The organism is Oscillospiraceae bacterium (genome assembly GCA_035353335.1).
Taxonomy (GTDB): Bacteria; Bacillota; Clostridia; order Oscillospirales; family JAKOTC01; genus DAOPZJ01.
The window spans coordinates 52,474-68,304 of sequence record DAOPZJ010000001.1 but is presented as its reverse complement, the minus strand read 5'-3'; the positions used below and the strand labels follow the sequence as shown (position 1 = coordinate 68,304).

At 51.7% G+C, this 15,831-nt stretch carries 14 protein-coding genes; 8 read left to right on the top strand and 6 right to left on the bottom strand.

From position 1 onward, the window contains the following. The first annotated feature begins 93 nt into the window (after positions 1–93). Positions 94–2,145, top strand: coding sequence for a sulfatase-like hydrolase/transferase (locus PKH29_00270; protein ID HNX13274.1), 2,052 nt, complete (start codon positions 94–96; stop codon positions 2,143–2,145). 175 nt (positions 2,146–2,320) lie between these two features. On the opposite strand, the gene PKH29_00265 is transcribed toward PKH29_00270, so the two are convergent. Then, entirely contained in the window at positions 2,321–2,593 is a 273-nt protein-coding gene (locus PKH29_00265; GenBank protein HNX13273.1) for a spore coat protein, read from the bottom strand. A gap of 13 nt (positions 2,594–2,606) precedes the next feature. Next, entirely contained in the window at positions 2,607–2,795 is a 189-nt protein-coding gene (locus PKH29_00260; GenBank protein HNX13272.1) for a spore coat protein, read from the bottom strand. A 174-nt stretch (positions 2,796–2,969) separates the two neighbouring features. Here PKH29_00260 and PKH29_00255 point away from each other — a divergent pair, with 174 nt between their 5' ends. The 4 genes from PKH29_00255 to PKH29_00240 are packed head-to-tail and all read left to right on the top strand — an operon-like array spanning position 2,970 to position 8,471. After that, positions 2,970–3,740 carry a sugar phosphate isomerase/epimerase gene (locus PKH29_00255; GenBank protein ID HNX13271.1) on the top strand — a complete coding sequence of 257 codons (771 nt, stop codon included), beginning with the start codon at positions 2,970–2,972 and terminating at the stop codon, positions 3,738–3,740. Between the two features lie 22 nt (positions 3,741–3,762). Beyond that, complete coding sequence (gene cdaA / locus PKH29_00250; GenBank protein ID HNX13270.1) at positions 3,763–4,647, top strand: diadenylate cyclase CdaA; 885 nt, start codon at positions 3,763–3,765, stop codon at positions 4,645–4,647. A 45-nt stretch (positions 4,648–4,692) separates the two neighbouring features. Beyond that, positions 4,693–6,051 carry a hypothetical protein gene (locus tag PKH29_00245; GenBank protein ID HNX13269.1) on the top strand — a complete coding sequence of 453 codons (1,359 nt, stop codon included), beginning with the start codon at positions 4,693–4,695 and terminating at the stop codon, positions 6,049–6,051. A gap of 23 nt (positions 6,052–6,074) precedes the next feature. Beyond that, positions 6,075–8,471 carry a 3'-5' exonuclease gene (locus PKH29_00240; protein HNX13268.1) on the top strand — a complete coding sequence of 799 codons (2,397 nt, stop codon included), beginning with the start codon at positions 6,075–6,077 and terminating at the stop codon, positions 8,469–8,471. A 74-nt stretch (positions 8,472–8,545) separates the two neighbouring features. Here the strand turns inward: PKH29_00240 and PKH29_00235 are convergent, their stop codons facing one another. Continuing rightward, a complete protein-coding gene (locus PKH29_00235; GenBank protein HNX13267.1) occupies positions 8,546–8,791 on the bottom strand; it encodes a hypothetical protein in 246 nt (81 codons plus the stop codon). A gap of 29 nt (positions 8,792–8,820) precedes the next feature. On the opposite strand from PKH29_00235, the gene PKH29_00230 reads away from it, so the two are divergent. Beyond that, a complete protein-coding gene (locus tag PKH29_00230; protein HNX13266.1) occupies positions 8,821–10,926 on the top strand; it encodes a family 78 glycoside hydrolase catalytic domain in 2,106 nt (701 codons plus the stop codon). An 11-nt stretch (positions 10,927–10,937) separates the two neighbouring features. Here PKH29_00230 and PKH29_00225 read toward each other — a convergent pair whose 3' ends face one another. Then, the gene (locus tag PKH29_00225; protein HNX13265.1) at positions 10,938–11,579 is read right to left on the bottom strand and encodes a 4Fe-4S binding protein; all 642 of its coding nucleotides are present in this window, start codon (positions 11,577–11,579) and stop codon (positions 10,938–10,940) included. 121 nt (positions 11,580–11,700) lie between these two features. On the opposite strand from PKH29_00225, the gene PKH29_00220 reads away from it, so the two are divergent. Beyond that, positions 11,701–12,345 carry a Crp/Fnr family transcriptional regulator gene (locus PKH29_00220; GenBank protein HNX13264.1) on the top strand — a complete coding sequence of 215 codons (645 nt, stop codon included), beginning with the start codon at positions 11,701–11,703 and terminating at the stop codon, positions 12,343–12,345. A gap of 39 nt (positions 12,346–12,384) precedes the next feature. Here PKH29_00220 and PKH29_00215 read toward each other — a convergent pair whose 3' ends face one another. Continuing rightward, entirely contained in the window at positions 12,385–12,621 is a 237-nt protein-coding gene (locus tag PKH29_00215) for a DUF6171 family protein (protein HNX13263.1), read from the bottom strand. Positions 12,622–12,630: 9 nt separating this feature from the next. Further along, on the bottom strand, positions 12,631–14,058 hold the full coding sequence (locus tag PKH29_00210; GenBank protein ID HNX13262.1) for an alpha-L-arabinofuranosidase C-terminal domain-containing protein: 1,428 nt from the start codon (positions 14,056–14,058) through the stop codon (positions 12,631–12,633). Positions 14,059–14,166: 108 nt separating this feature from the next. Here PKH29_00210 and PKH29_00205 point away from each other — a divergent pair, with 108 nt between their 5' ends. Continuing rightward, positions 14,167–15,795, top strand: coding sequence for a ribulokinase (locus PKH29_00205; protein HNX13261.1), 1,629 nt, complete (start codon positions 14,167–14,169; stop codon positions 15,793–15,795). Positions 15,796–15,831: the final 36 nt, after the last annotated feature.

Genomic DNA, 15,831 nt, shown 5'->3' with positions numbered 1-15,831 from the left:
ACCTCTTCGGGCTGCCGCTGTCAATGTTGCAATTTTCGTCCGCCGGTGTTACAATATGCAGGCATACCCAAGAAGGAAATCGGGGGAGATTTTATGAGAACCGGCAAAAAAAAGCCCGTAAAGAGAGAAAACGGCGAATTTAAAACTTTTATCAAAAAACGGTGGTTCTGGCTGTTTTTCCCGATCGCCGTCATCTATATGGAAATCGTTCTTAAGATTGCCGATTATCAGAATCCGCTCAATATCGGTCTTTTCTTTATGACATTGTTTTCGCTGTCGATCGGTTTTCTTCTGACGATGCTCTGCACGCTGTTTTCTCAAAAAACCAATCTGCGGATCGCACGGTTCATCAGTATTTTTCTTTGGATCTGGTTTTCAACCCAAGCCGTCTACCACACGATTTTCAAAACTTTTATGGTGATCTATTCGATCCAGGGCGGCGGCGACGCAATCACAAACTTCTGGAAAGCCGCGCTCAACGGTATCTGGAGAACGTCTCCGGTCATCATTTTGCTGTTTGTCCCGTCTTTGCTGCTGATTCTTTTCGGAAAAAAGTTCTTGCTTCCCCGCAAGACCAACTGGCGGTTTTCTCTGCTGAACGCCGGGGCCTCTGCGGTCTTTTACGGCCTCGCGGTTTTGATTGTTTTCAGTTCCGACACCGGCGACATCTCAAGCAAATTCATGTATTTCGATTCCTTCAATCCCGATCTTACGGTCAACCGCTTCGGCCTTCTGACCACGACCCGGCTCGACCTCAAACATACGCTGTTCGGCTTCGAGGCACAGGCTCCCGATGACGATCCCCGCGATACTTCCTCTGCCTCATCGGGAAGCACAGCACCCACCCAAACCGGTTATGAAGATCAGGTTATGGACATTGACTGGGCGTCTTTGATCGCCAACGAGAAGGATGAAAACCTGCTCAAGATGCATCAGTATTTCTCCTCGCTGACGCCAACCAAAACGAACGGGTATACCGGCCTGTTTAAAGGTAAAAATTTAATTTTAATTACCGCCGAGTCCTTTTCGCCCTACGCCATCGACCCCGTCCTGACGCCGACGCTGTATAAAATGCAGCAGCAGGGTTTCAATTTTACCGACTTTTATACGCCCGGCTGGACAGTCAGCACATCGGACGGCGAATATGTCGCCAACGTCGGATTGATTCCGAAATCGGGCGTTTGGAGCTATTACCGTTCCGCGGATAACTTCATGGCGTTCAGCATGGCCTGCCAGTTCCGCCAGCTCGGTTATTGCGCCTACGGCTATCACAACAACACCTATACCTTCTATAAACGCAACCTGACTCTGCCGAACATGGGCTACATCTATAAAGGTCTCGGAAACGGGCTTCAGGTCGAGCGCTCCTGGCCGGAGTCCGACCTTGAGATGATGGAGAAAAGCGTTGACGAATATATCAATCAGCAGCCGTTTCACGTATTTTATATGACGGTCAGCGGCCATATGGACTACACCTATTACGACAACGCCATGGCCACGAAAAACCGACAGACGGTCGAAGATTATTACGGCGATTCGGTCTCACTGCAGGTCAAAGCCTATCACGCCTGCAACATCGAGCTTGACAAGGCGATGGAATATCTGCTCAAACGGCTCAATGAGGCCGGCATTGCGGAAAACACGGTCATTGCGATCAGCCCCGACCACTACCCCTACGGGCTGACCGACGAACAGATGGACGAACTTTCCGGTAAAACGCTTGAAAAGACTTTTGAACTGTATAAAGGAATCTTTTTGCTGTATTGCCAGGGTCAGCAGCCGGTTACAGTCGACAAGCTTTCATGCAGTATGGATATCATTCCGACGCTGTCGAACCTGTTCGGATTAGATTATGATTCCCGCCTGCTGATGGGGTATGACATTTTCTCCGACACTCCCGGTTTGGTTATTTTTTCAAATTACAGCTGGCTGACCGACAAGGGCGTTTTCAACGCCAAGACCCAGACCTTCACACCCAATCCGGGCATGACGGTCGATGAGAATTATGTAAGCGCCATGTCAAAAATCGTCTCCCGGAAATTTATCTATTCGACCAAAATCCTCGATTACGACTATTACCGGGTAATCTTCGGCGCGGATAAAACCTCAGCAGTCAATCCGATCCCGGGTAACGACGATAACTAAAACAGCTTTTCATGTAAGATGGTGAGTTTCCGGCGTAAAGCGATATTCCCGAAATTATCGGCATAAACAAAATCTCTTTCCCGTCTTTGCGTTTTTTACTTTAAACTATACATTAATAAATCCCGCCCGTAAAACCGTGATAACCGGTATGCGGACGGGATTTTTAATAACTAATTTATGATGAAAATTTCGTCTTCACCGTTTCCAGCTCGGTGGGATCGGCGTTTTTGACTTGATACCAGCCTCGCGCGTGCATCTGGTTGAAAATATCCGATTGGATATCATGTTCTTCGTCCAGCAGAGTCAGCAGGCTCGAGCGCAGCTCCGTGTTGACGCATTCGCCCGCGTAATAGTTGTAATTCGCGGTAACCTGTTTCTCGGTATCCAGAAATTCCGCAAGATAGTCTTTATCGGTCATAGTCTGAGCCTGAGTTAGGGTACTCGGCATATCGTTATCCTTTCTATCCCAAAAATTTTCTCAAGGTGTCATAATGTTTTTGATGGCTGTCGGCCATCGTGGTAAAATGCTGTTTAATTGACGGATCGGTGCAGGCAGTCGCCGCCGCACGGCAGCGTTTGACAAGGAGCTGCTCGGTCCCGAGCTGTTCGTCGAGCGCGCAGAGCTCCTTGGATGTCAGAGATGTGGTCATATCAGTTCCCCTCAATTGAATTAGCGCTGATTCGGGTTTTGGCCCCAAACCGTTTTGCACATGAAAATTGTGCGCAATTTTTTTCAAAAAATCCGCAAATGCTTGCAAAAAAACGAAAAAGTATTTATAATGAGTTCGGCAGATTATGCTGATTCTTTTTTCGGAGGTATGCAAATGATCACCGGTTTCGGCGCTCAGCTGTATACCGTCAGGGACTTTACCAAAACCCCGGCGGACATCGAAAAAACCTTTCACAAAGTCGCCGGGATCGGATATAAAAGTGTCCAAATTTCGGCACTCGGCGAAATAGAGGCAAAACAGCTTGACGAAATCGCAAAAAAGACAGGCCTTGCAATCGCGCTGTCTCATACACCGCCTCAGAAGCTGCGTGAAAACATAGCCGGAGTTATGGAGGACCACAGAACGATCGGCTGCAAAATCGTGGGTATCGGGGCCATGCCGGCCGAATATAAAACCGGCGAATCGGGCGTGAAAAACTTTTTACGGGATTTTTCGCCGATCGCGAAAGAGCTTTCCCAAAACGGTTTTACCTTCGCATACCACAACCATGCGTTCGATTTTGTCAAAAACAACGGAGTCACCTTGATGGATATCATGCTTCAAAATACCGAAGCCGATTGGTTTAAACTGATCGCCGATGTCTTTTGGCTGCAGGCCGGGGGCATCGATCCGGTCGGTTTCATCCGCAAAAACGGCAGCCGCATCGCTGCTCTGCACCTGAAAGACATGGCCGCTACCTATGAAAACAAGAGCGAGATGGCCGAGCTCGGAAACGGAAACCTCGACCTTGCCGGCATCATCGGCGCGGCAAAGCAGGCGAAGATTCCGTGGTATATGGTCGAACAGGACACCTGCAAAGGCGACCCGTTCGATGCGCTTCGGGTCTCTTATCAGTACATGGAAAAAACGAGATTGCTCGGTTAGTTCAGGAAAGGCACCGTAATTTATGTGGGATACGATTGCTGAATTTTTCAACACAATCGGCGGACGTTTTTCGTCCCCCCACTTGATTATTGATATCATCGACATCGCAATCGTCGCTTACTTGATTTATAAGGTGCTTCAGCTCGCGGTCCAGACCCGCGCCGAGCAGCTTTTAAAGGGCATCGTCATCGTCTTGATTCTATACGCGGTCGCCAGTTGGCTCGATATGGTGGCACTCAGCTTTATTATGAGTTCGCTGCTTCAGGTCGGTATTTTAGCCGTTGTGATTCTGTTTCAACCCGAAATCCGGCGCGCGCTCGAACAGATCGGGCGGAGCAAAGTGGGCAATACGCTGCATATCTTTGACCGGGTCAATCTGATCGAAATCGAAAACGCAAAAATCGGCCATGCCGTGGAACAGGTCTGCCGCGCGGTCACCGAGCTCTCTCTTTCCAAAACCGGCGCGCTCATCGTGTTTGAGCGCAAAACGAAACTCGGCGAGATCATCGCTACCGGAACTCCGGTCGACGCCAATGTGACCGTCGAGATGATCGGTACCATCTTTTTCCCCAACACCCCGCTCCACGACGGCGCGATGATCATCAAAAAAGACCGTATTTGGGCAGCCGGCTGCTTTTTACCGCTTTCTCAAAATTTCGAGATCAGCCGCGAACTCGGCACCCGCCACCGCGCGGCGCTTGGGTTAAGCGAAGTCTCGGACGCTGTTATTGTCGTTGTTTCTGAGGAAACCGGGAAAATTTCGGTGGTCGAGGATGGCCAGATGCTGCGCGGCCTTTCGATTGAGGAACTCAAAACACGTCTGGCCTCTGCACTAGAGACACCGGCCCCCAAGGCAAAAGAACATCCGATCAAACGGTTTTTCAACGGAAAGAAATCCGAAAAATAAAATGAACCGCAGCCTCGTCCTCTTTTTACGCGAAAGGTGCCTGTGATGAACAATCCCGAGAAAAAACAAAGCAATCCGAAAAATAATCTCACCTCGGGCCGTAAAAAGCCCTTTTTTCCGCTGACCCGCAAAAACGGCGAGCCGGTGACCTGGGCATCCATTCTCTCGAATAAGCGTATTCTGCAGATTTTATCCGTGATCGCTGCTGTATTCATCTGGGCGGCGGTCTCAACGGGCGCCGCGGTGCAGGAAACAAAGACCATCAAAAACGTTCCGATCGAATTCGATTCCTCCGGCGGCTTATATCAGACCTACGGCCTCAAAGTCGTCAGCAGCGATGCCGACACGGCCGACGTCATGGTCACCGGTCCGCGCTATGTTATCAGCTCTCTCAGCGCAAGCGATATCAAAGTCACGGCAATCACTACCGATGTGATTTCGGCGGGCACTTATTCCGTGATTTTACGCTCTTCATTTCAGAATGCAGGTATCGACGCAGAAGTTGTTCTGAAGTCCGCCGAACCGGTCAACGCCAAATTTGATACCTTCACCTCTCTGCCCCTCACCATCGAAGCCGAAAAAGAAGGGACCATCAGTGTCGCGGCCGGATATGTGCTCGGTTCGGTCTCAGTCAGTCCGGCGACGGTCACCGTGGACGTACCGACTTCTTATTCATCGGTGATCTCGCGCGCTGTCGTCAAATACAGCAATAAAACCTCAAAACTGACGAACGGATTTATCATTGACAACCCTATCACGCTGCTGGATGCCGACGGAAATAAAATCAATATCCCGAGCGTTACGCTTTCGGCAAACACCGCCGAGGTCTCGGTTCCGGTCTTAAAGCGTAAAAAAGTCAATGCCGCCATCACACTCCTGAATGCGCCCGATGGCTGGTCCAAATATATCAGCATCACGCCGGCTACCATCGAAATTGCCGGTCCTGCCGATGTTATCGATATGATGACCGACTGCCCGGTAGGCAGTATTGATGTCTCCGCCATTGAAAAAACCGAACGCAAAACTTTCCCTCTTTCACTGGGCCAAAATATTTTAGACGTCAACAACACCGGATTTGTCACCGTCGACATCAACTATTCCAAGGTCAAATCCAAAACTCTCTCTATCAACAATATCGGGTTTGATAATATCAACGATATAAATTTGAGCGGCTATTCGGTGACGGTGGCAACACAGGTACTTGAAAACGTCAAAGTTTTTGCGCCTTCAAGTGATTACAGCGGTATCTCGAGCGACAATCTCCGGGCTGTCGCGACACTCGACCCCAACAGCCTTACCGGAGGCCAGATTTCCCTTCGGGTCAGAATTGTTTCCACCGAAGGAAAGATGGTCTGGGCGGTCGGTACCTACACCATTCTGGTCGACATTACGGCAAAAAGCTGAATAATATAAGGAACGGATTTGTTTTGAATATCAGCAGATTTAACGAATATAAGCGGGAAGCGCTGCAAAAACGGTTTGCCTCGCTGAATCCGCAGCAGCGGGAAGCGGTCTTTTGCGTCAAAGGGCCGCTGCTCATTCTTGCCGGTGCGGGCAGCGGAAAGACGACGGTACTCATCAACCGCATCGCTTACCTGCTCAAATTCGGCAACGCTTTTCACAGTGATGAAATCCCCGGATATCTCGTAGAAAACGACCTCGTATTTTTGGAACATTGCGCCAAAAACGGGGTCGCTTCGACCGACGATACGCGTTTTGCCCATTTGATTGCCACCGATGTCCCATCGGCCTGGTCGATTCTCGCAATCACATTTACGAACAAAGCCGCTCAGGAGCTGCGCGATCGCCTCTCCCGTTCCGTCGGCGCGCAGGCCGAATCGATATTGGCCTCGACCTTCCACGCGGCCTGCGTGCGGTTTCTGCGCCGAGACATTGAGCGCGTCGGCATGTCCGGCAATTTCACGATTTACGACTCCGACGACAGCGCCCGAATGATCAAACAGATCATCACAGACCTCGCCGTCGACGACCGCAATTTTTCCTCCAAGACGATTAAAAATGCCATCAGTGCGGCAAAGAACGATTTTATCCTGCCCGCCGATTACGCCCTTTCCGCCGGAAACGATTATTACAAACAGGTTGTATATAAAATCTATGTGGAATACCAGAAGCGGCTGAGGGAAAACAACGCCCTCGACTTCGACGACATTTTGCTGCATACGGTCAAGCTCTTTGAAGAAAACCCCGACGTCCTCGAGCATTATCAAAATAAATTTCAATACATCTTTGTCGATGAGTATCAGGACACCAACATGGTCCAATATAAACTCATCTCGATGCTCGCCCGAAAACACGGCAACCTCTGCGTGGTCGGCGACGACGACCAGAGCATCTACAAATTCCGCGGCGCGACCATCGAAAACATCCTCTCGTTCGAGCAGCACTTCCCGAACGCAACGGTCATCCGCCTCGAGCAAAACTACCGCTCAACCGCGAATATCCTCGACAGCGCCAATGCCGTAATCGCCAAAAACACCAGCCGCAAGGGCAAGACCCTCTGGACGGCAGGCGGTAAGGGCGATAAGGTCTTACAACGTTGCTGCTCCGACGAGCGCGACGAAGCCAATTATATCGCATCCGAGATTCAAAGCGCAGTCAAAAGCGGCTCTGCATACAGTGATTTTGCGGTTCTTTACCGGGTCAACGCGATTTCGAGTTCTCTCGAACGTGCTCTCGTCAGCCGCAGTATTCCCTACCGGGTCTTCGGGGGCCTGCGTTTTTACGACCGCAAAGAGATCAAAGACATGTTGGCGTATCTTGCGCTCATCAACAACAGCGCGGACGAACTGCGCTTAAGCCGCATTATCAATGAACCTAAGCGCGGAATCGGCGACGGCACCTTGGAAACGGTCAAAAAGATCGCCAAAGAGCAAAATCTCCCGATGATGGACGTGATTTTTACAGCCGACCAGTATGCCGCTCTTTCGGCAAAATCCAAACCCTTGATGGCTTTCGGCAACATGATCGCCGATCTTCGGGGAATGGTCGAGAGCGGAAAACCGCTTTCCGAGGTCTATTACGAATTGTTGCAGCAGAGCGGTTACCTGACCATGCTCGAAGCCGGCGGATTCACCGAGCAAGGGCGGGTTGAAAACGTCACCGAATTATTATCCGAAATCAAAAAGTACGAGCAGTCCGCCGCCGAGCCGTCGCTCGACGGATTTTTGGAGGACTGCGCGCTGATGACCGATTTTGATAATTATGACGACACTGCCGAAGCGGTCGTACTGATGACGGTGCACGGCGCAAAAGGGCTGGAGTTCGAAACTGTATTCGTCGCCGCCTGCGAGGAAAACGTCTTCCCGAGTTATTTAAGCTTGTTCGAACAGGCTGAGGTTGAGGAGGAACGCCGTCTTGCTTATGTCGCGTTCACCCGCGCCAAAAAGCGTTTGATTCTGACCCACTGTACCGCCCGCCTGCTCTACGGCAGCACTTCACGAAACAAGCTCTCCCGTTTCGCCGAAGACATCCCCGAAGATTATAAAACCGTCTGTAAACCGCAGATCGACATCCCCTCCGGCGGTGCAGTGAACTTCTTAAAACGCCCCGCCGGTTCCTATCACGCGCCTGCGTCCGGACTTTCCGGCGCTTCCCGTCCCGCACCGTATGCCCCGCCGACCCCGAGACCCGCCACCGGCTCCGCACTGAATTTCAACGTCGGTCAGCGCGTGATCCACCCCTCGTTCGGCGCAGGCATGATCACAAAAATCACGCCGATGGGCGGCGACACCCTGCTCGAAATCGCCTTCGACACCTCCGGCACCAAGCGCATCATGGCCAATTTCGCGCGTCTGAAGTCCTAATGCCCACTGTCTTTGCAAAGCAACTTTAATTGCCACAACGGTCTGGATTTCCGCGCTTCGCTCGCAATGACGGATTACGAGGAGAATATGAAAAAGCCATTATAAAACCGGAATTCTGTAAAAACTGTTCCACTTGCCATGTCAAAGAGAAATGCGATGGTGACGCCATCATCAGAGAGAGCACCGAAGATAAACCATGGGTTGATTTTTATAAATGCAGAGGGTGCATGAAATGCATCGGCTATTGCCAAAACAATGCCGTGGCAGAAATCATACATCCGTGTCATTGATATAAAACTCAAAATTTCGATTTGCTGCATTCTGAATTAACCCGAAAGCCGGTATCCCCATGACCAACACCGATTTCATCACCACAAACCGTGAATCCGATACCGCACCGTTATTTCGGCGTAAATTTATGCTGCTGCCGGACAGGCCCTTTAAAAAAGCCGTCCTGACCGTCTGCGGCCTCGGTTACGGCTATTATTGGCTGAACAGCCAACGCGTCACGACTGACCTGTTCACCGCCCCGGTCAGCGATTACACCAAAACCCTGTGGTACAACCGCTACGACGTGACCAAATATTTAAAACCCGGCGAAAACATTGCGGCGGTAATCTTGGGCAACGGCTGGTATAACGAAAGCTATTCCACGCCCTGGGACTATGACAAAGCCCCCTGGCGCGATAAGCCCAAATTCGCGCTTGAACTCGAACTCGACGGGGAAGTACTCTTAAAAAGCGACAGCGAATGGAAATATTCCTTCGACCGCTCCCCGATCATCTTCAACCACCTGCGCAGCGGCGAGCACTTCGACGCCCGACTTTATGACCCCGCGTGGAACACCCTTGATTATGATGATTCGGATTGGCAGTTTGCCTTTTCAGACCCCAACCCGCCCGCGGGGATTTTACGCGAATGCACTTGCGAACCCATCCGCGAATGCGCGGAATTTTCCCCAAAAAGCATTGTAAAACTCCCCAGCGGCGATTATTTATATGATTTCAACCAAAACATGTCCGGATATGTCCGCGTGACCGCAAATCAAAAAAGCGGCGATAAACTGACAATCCGTTACGGCGAGCAGGCCGACGATAACGGTTTGGTGATGAACGGCATGCGCGAATATTTCCCGCACAGCGTCTTTGCGACCGATGAATTCATCTGCTCCGGCAAACCCGCGACCCACAGCCCTCTTTTCGCTTATCACGGCTTTCGCTATGTCACGGTCACGGGTCTCGAGAAACCCGAGAACGCCAAGCTGACGGCGGTGTTCGTCCATCAAAACGTCAAATTTGCCTCTAAATTCTCCTGTTCCGATCCGTCGCTGAACGCCCTGTTTAAACTCGGTCAGAACGCGACGCTGTCGAACCTATTCTATATGCCAACCGATTGCCCGACCCGCGAAAAACTCGGCTGGACCAACGATGCGGCCTCCTCCACCGAGCAATTTCTGCTCGATTTTTCGACCGAAAAGCTGTTGAAAAAATGGCTGAGGGATATCCTCGACGCGCAGCGCCCCGACGGCTCTCTGCCCGGCATTATCCCGACCGGCGGTTGGGGTTATGAGTGGGGAAGCGGCCCGCTCTCGGGTTCGGTGCTGTTCGAAATCCCAACTCGCCTCTACCAAATCCGCGGCGACAAGCAGCCTTTAGTTGACTGCCTTTCCGCGTTTACCAAATACCTCGCTTTTAATGAACGCAAGTTCAACGCAGACGGTTTGATCGCGTATGGTCTGTGTGACTGGGCGGGTCCTTATGAGACCCTCGAGGCCTCCCCGACGCCGATTGAACTGACCGATTCCGCAATGCTCGTCGGTTTTTACGACATCGCCGTACTCGCCGCGCAATTGGCGGGTCAAGAATCCGATTTCGCCGAAAAAGCCGCCGCCCTGCGCGAACGCATCAAAGCGAAATACATCAAAGACGGCCTTTGTACCGTCGACGAACAGACCGCCGTCTCCATGCTGATCTATTACGACATTTACGACGACCTCGCCCCGCTCGCCGGTCAGCTTGCCCGAGCGGTCGAACGCCACAACCTCCACCACCACTGCGGCATGGTCGGCCTGCGTCGGCTCTACCCGGCGCTCGACAAATGTGGTCTCTCGGAATACGGCTTAAAAATCCTGCTTTCCGAGGGCTATCCGTCCTATACCGATTGGCTCAAGCGCGGCGCGACCACCCTGTGCGAGACCTGGCAGGAAGGCAACTCCCAAAACCACCACATGTATTCCTCGTTCATGGCGTGGCTCATCAAAAGCGTCGCCGGAATCAAGCCCGCCGAACCCGGATTTTCCAAGGTGCGCATCCGACCGCTTGCCTTCGGAGACCTGACCCGCTGCGACTGCGAGCTCGACACGGTCAAAGGCAAAATCACCGTGCATTGGAAACGTAAAAACGGTAAACTCGAACTCTCCTGCACCGTCCCCCACGGCGTGGAAGTGATCGCATAACTCTGATTGATTTATGGTTTCTTTTTAAAAGTCCGTCCGTAATCAATTGCGTTCTTGGGGCATATCAATGTGCAATTTTCGCATTGGTGGCACAACTTTTTATCAATTTTAGCTTTTTTATCTTCCAACATAACGGCAATCGCTTTTGACGGACAGGCCTTTTCACACAATTTGCAGCCGATACAGCGGTCGGAATGAACTCTCTTTGATAAGAATGAGAACTTTCCCGCCAGCTTTTGCAAAGCACCGAAAGGGCACAACAAATTATGAAAGACCTCCGGCTTGTACCGCAGCGTCACGAGCACGGAAATAGCCAGCCAGATCAACAAAAACGGCAGATTTTTATGTAAAACTTTTTGAGATATCACCACAACCGCAACGGTCACAACGAAAAATATCCAGGCAAAAACACCGTTTTCCAGCCATTTGGGCGTTTTATCGGTCTGAAATTTCAGTTTCTTTGAAAGCCATTGCGCAGGAATCATCAGCGTGTTCATCGGACAGATATAACCGCAGTAGATCCGGCCGAAAAAAATCGCCGCCGCCAAGCTGACACCGAACAGCGCAAGCCATAAAAACATTTTACCTGTGATGACGAGAAACAAAAACAAAGCCAAAAACAACACCCTGATAATCGCAGCCCAAATCTTCATATGTATCCTCCTTCAATCCGGCTCCTGTTTGCCGGGGCATCGGTCAACCCTTGCCAAGGACACATGATATCATTATAATAAAAAGCAAGGCGTTACCAAGGTAACACTTCGGGAGAATTATATGCAATATGAAAAGCTGCTGAATCATTCAGCCCTGCTCAGGAATTTGTCCCAAAAAGAAATTCAGTCCTATCTCAATCATGGGCAGTTCCGGTTTATCTCTTACGGCAAAAACACCGTAATCCATCTTGAAAATGAATTATGCACCGGGCTGGAAGTCATCCTTTCCGGGAAAATCGCTATAGAGAGAATCGATGAATCCGGCGGGTTGCTGACAATCGCAGAGTTCTCCCAAGGAGATTTGCTCGGGGGAAATCTGTTGTTTTCCAAGAACGGAAATTATCCCATGACCGTGGCCGCCAGGCAATCCGGAGTGATTCTTAAAATTGAAAAGCAGACCCTGCTGCATTTGTTTTCAATCCATCCCGATATCCTGTTGTCCTTTTTGGAATATATCTCCGACCATGCTTTTATTTTGAGCAATACCATCAAGCGTTATGTCAACAAGACCATCAGAGAGAGTTTGATCGAATTTCTGAAAGGTGAAAGCAAAAAGCAGGGTTCCGACTGTGTGCGTCTGAACATGACTAAAAAGGCGCTTGCGGATCAGTTCGGCGTTCAGAGAACTTCTCTTTCAAGAGAACTGGCCAAAATGAAGCAGGACGGATTGATCCTATTTGATCAACATTCGATAACGCTTCTTTAGCTTTTATAAGGGTAAAAGGCGATATCCGAAATGCCGTGATCACCAATTCCGGTCTTCATGCGGACATCTTTGATCCTTTTTCGCCGCCCTTGCCTGCACATAACACCCGCATTTTCGGCAGATGCCGTCCCAAAGGCAATCGCATTTTTCGCAAATCGCCAGCCGCATATTCACCGTCTTTTCGTCGGCTTTCAGTTCTTCGGGCAGCGCGGCGAGATAGGCGGCCACCGTATCATACAGCGGTTCTCCGTCTTTTAACAGACATTTGCAAGGCATATCAATCGATTAAAATTTTACCGAGACGACGCTGCACGGCGGCAATGTGATCCTCAATCCGCCGTGAACCGCTTTTACGCCGTCAAACGGTTTGATATTGACCTGTTCGGGCTTTTCAAAGTCGTTATAAGCCAACCGGTCGGCAGTGATAATCTCGGCGTTGACTGCCTTGGTTTCATGCCCGACCACAGTCGCATCGAGTTCATAGCTCTTGTCCAAAGACGTGTTGGAAATGGTCAAAAACACTTCGCCGTTTTCGTTGACCGATGCTGTGTGCGAGATATTTTCATTCTCATTTTCGGCGAACGACCCGAGCAGCGTGCTTCCCATATGCCCGGTGTAGAGTTTGAACGCATAAAACGTCGGCGTCTTAACCATCCGTTCACCCTCGGTCAGCACCGCCGCCTGCAGCACGTTTGCCGTCTGGGCAATGTTCGCCATGCTGATGCGGTCGCAGCGCGCGTTAAAGATATCGAACGAGATCGCCGCAACCAGCGCGTCGGCCATCGTGCTCTGCTGATATAAAAATCCGTCGACGCTGCCGAGTTCCTTGTGATACCAGGTGCCCCATTCGTCCACAATCAATTTGACTTTGTGCTCGGGGTCGTACCGATTCATGATATCCAAATGTCCGTCGATGAATTTGCCGATGATGCGCGCACGCTTCATCAGCCCGTCGTATTGCTCTGCCGAGACCTCACGCGCTCTCGATTTGCACCAGGTGTAGCAGTGCAGCGAAATTGCGTCACAGCGGTCCTTGACCAGCGGAATGATCGTTTCGGTCCAAGAGTACAGATCATCGTAAGGTCCGCAGGCCACTTTATACAGTTTATTACCCGGATAATTGCGGCAGTAAGTCGCATACCGGCGGTATTGGTGCGCGTAAAACTCGGCGGTCATGTTGCCGCCGCAGCCCCAGTTTTCGTTGCCGACGCCGAAATATTTAATCTTCCAAGGGGCTTCGCGTCCGTTTTGCTTGCGCAGCCGGGTCATTTCGGAGTCGCCCTCGGCGGTCATATATTCAATCCACTTCGACATCTCTTCAACCGTGCCGCTGCCGAGGTTACCGGTGATATACGGCTCGCAGCCCAGTTGTTCGCAGAGCTCCAAAAATTCATGCGTGCCGAAGCTGTTGTCGTCGCTGACACCGCCCCAGTGGGTGTTGATCATCGGCGGGCGTTTTTCCTTCGGCCCGATGCCGTCGCGCCAGTGGTATTCATCGGCAAAGCAGCCGCCCGGCCAGCGCAGCACCGGCAGTTTCAGTTCTTTCAGCGCCTCGACCACATCGGTGCGCATGCCGTTTTTGTTGGGGATATTCGAATCTTCGCCGACGAAAAGCCCCTCGTAGATGCATCTGCCGAGGTGTTCGGCAAAACTGCCGTAAAGTTCGGGCGCGATCACGCTTTTGCGGTTGGTGCAGTCGATGGTCATGCGCATAGGAATTGTGCTCCTTTCGGTATTGATATCATTATAAATCTTGCCAAAACAAAGTCAATATGCTAAAATCATAAAAACGGCAAAGGACGCGAAAGGGTGGCATTTTTAATGAAAAAATATGCGATCGGAATCGACTACGGAACGCTCTCGGGAAGGGCGGTTTTGGTCGATATTGCCGACGGCAGCGAGGTCGCCTCCGCGGTCTATGACTACCCACACGGGGTCATGGACGAAAAACTCCCTTGCGGCACGCCGCTCCCGCCCGATTACGCGCTCCAGCACCCCCGCGACTATATCGATGTGCTGACCCACACCATCCCCGAAATCATCAAGGATATCGACCCCAAGAGTATTGTCGGGGTCGGAACGGACTTTACCGCCTGCACCGTGCTGCCGGTCGATGCCGACGGCGTCCCGCTGTGCTTTTATCCGGAATTTGAGGAAAACCCTCATGCTTACGTCAAACTCTGGAAGCACCACGCCGCCCAGCCGCAGGCCAACACCCTCAACAAAATGGCCTCGAATCAGGCCTGGCTGCGCAATTACGGCGGCAAAATCTCGTCCGAGTGGGCGGTTCCGAAAGTCATGGAGCTCGTCCAGCAGGCCCCCGAGATTTACGACGCGATGGCGCGTTTTGAAGAAGCGGGCGACTGGATTGTGCGCGTGCTGACCGGAAACGAGACCAAAAACGCCTGCGCCGCGGGCTATAAATGGCTATATAATAAAAAGGGCGGATATCCTCCGCGTGGGTTTTATGCCTCGCTTGACCCGAAACTCGAAAATTTCGTCGCAGAAAAGGTCTGTCCGACGGTCTCCCCGCTCGGCACCTGCGCGGGCGGCATCAGCGAAGCCGCATCGAAGCTCACGGGTCTGCGCAAAGGCACCCCTGTCAGCGTCGGCAATGTCGACGCACATGTCTGCCTGCCCGCCGTCGGCATCGACGGAGTCGGCAAGCTGCTCGCCATCATGGGCACCTCGACCTGCCATATTATGATGAGCGACCGCGATATCAAAGCGCCGGGCATCTGCGGCGTCGTCGAGGACGGCGTGCTGCCGGGCTTATTCGCCTACGAAGCCGGCCAAAGCTGTGTCGGCGACCACTTCTCGTGGTTCATTCAAAACTGCCTGCCCGAAGAATACAAAAAGCACGGCAACGTGCATCAATATTTACGCGAAAAGGCGCAGGCGCTTTCGGTCGGCGAGAGCGGCCTTGTCGCGCTCGATTGGTGGAACGGCAACCGCTCGGTGCTGGTCGACGTCGACCTGACCGGCATGATCGTCGGCATGACGCTTCAAACCAAGCCCGAAGAGATTTATCGCGCGTTGATCGAGGCGACGGCCTACGGCACCCGTATGATCGTCGACAACTTCCGCGAAAACGGACTCGCGGTCGATGTGATGTACGCAAGCGGCGGCATCAGCCAAAAAGACCCGTTTATGATGCAGATTTATGCCGATGTGCTGAATATCCCGGTCATCGTCGCGGCGGCGAGCCAGGGTCCGGCGCTCGGAAGCGCGATTTTCGGCGCAGTCGCGGGCAAGGCCTATCCGACCATTGAAGCCGCAATCGCCAAAATGGGCGCCGCCGAGAGCAAAACCTATACCCCGATTGCCGAGAACGCCCGAACTTATCAAAAGTTATTTTATGAATACCGCATGCTGCACGACTACTTCGGCAGAGGCGGAAATGACGTGATGAAGCGTCTGAAGGAGATCAAGAAATGCTCGAAAAGCTGAAAGAACAAGTCCTTGAAGCCAATCTGGAACTCGTGA

Bases quoted from the DNA above. Each gene is read 5' to 3' on its own strand.
- PKH29_00270 (HNX13274.1), top strand. From the start codon at position 94: ATGAGAACCGGCAAAAAAAAGCCCGTAAAGAGAGAAAACGGCGAATTT.
- PKH29_00265 (HNX13273.1), bottom strand. From the start codon at position 2,593: ATGCCGAGTACCCTAACTCAGGCTCAGACTATGACCGATAAAGACTAT.
- PKH29_00260 (HNX13272.1), bottom strand. From the start codon at position 2,795: ATGACCACATCTCTGACATCCAAGGAGCTCTGCGCGCTCGACGAACAG.
- PKH29_00255 (HNX13271.1), top strand. From the start codon at position 2,970: ATGATCACCGGTTTCGGCGCTCAGCTGTATACCGTCAGGGACTTTACC.
- cdaA (HNX13270.1), top strand. From the start codon at position 3,763: ATGTGGGATACGATTGCTGAATTTTTCAACACAATCGGCGGACGTTTT.
- PKH29_00245 (HNX13269.1), top strand. From the start codon at position 4,693: ATGAACAATCCCGAGAAAAAACAAAGCAATCCGAAAAATAATCTCACC.
- PKH29_00235 (HNX13267.1), bottom strand. From the start codon at position 8,791: ATGCAGCAAATCGAAATTTTGAGTTTTATATCAATGACACGGATGTAT.
- PKH29_00230 (HNX13266.1), top strand. From the start codon at position 8,821: ATGACCAACACCGATTTCATCACCACAAACCGTGAATCCGATACCGCA.
- PKH29_00225 (HNX13265.1), bottom strand. From the start codon at position 11,579: ATGAAGATTTGGGCTGCGATTATCAGGGTGTTGTTTTTGGCTTTGTTT.
- PKH29_00220 (HNX13264.1), top strand. From the start codon at position 11,701: ATGCAATATGAAAAGCTGCTGAATCATTCAGCCCTGCTCAGGAATTTG.
- PKH29_00215 (HNX13263.1), bottom strand. From the start codon at position 12,621: ATGCCTTGCAAATGTCTGTTAAAAGACGGAGAACCGCTGTATGATACG.
- PKH29_00210 (HNX13262.1), bottom strand. From the start codon at position 14,058: ATGCGCATGACCATCGACTGCACCAACCGCAAAAGCGTGATCGCGCCC.
- PKH29_00205 (HNX13261.1), top strand. From the start codon at position 14,167: ATGAAAAAATATGCGATCGGAATCGACTACGGAACGCTCTCGGGAAGG.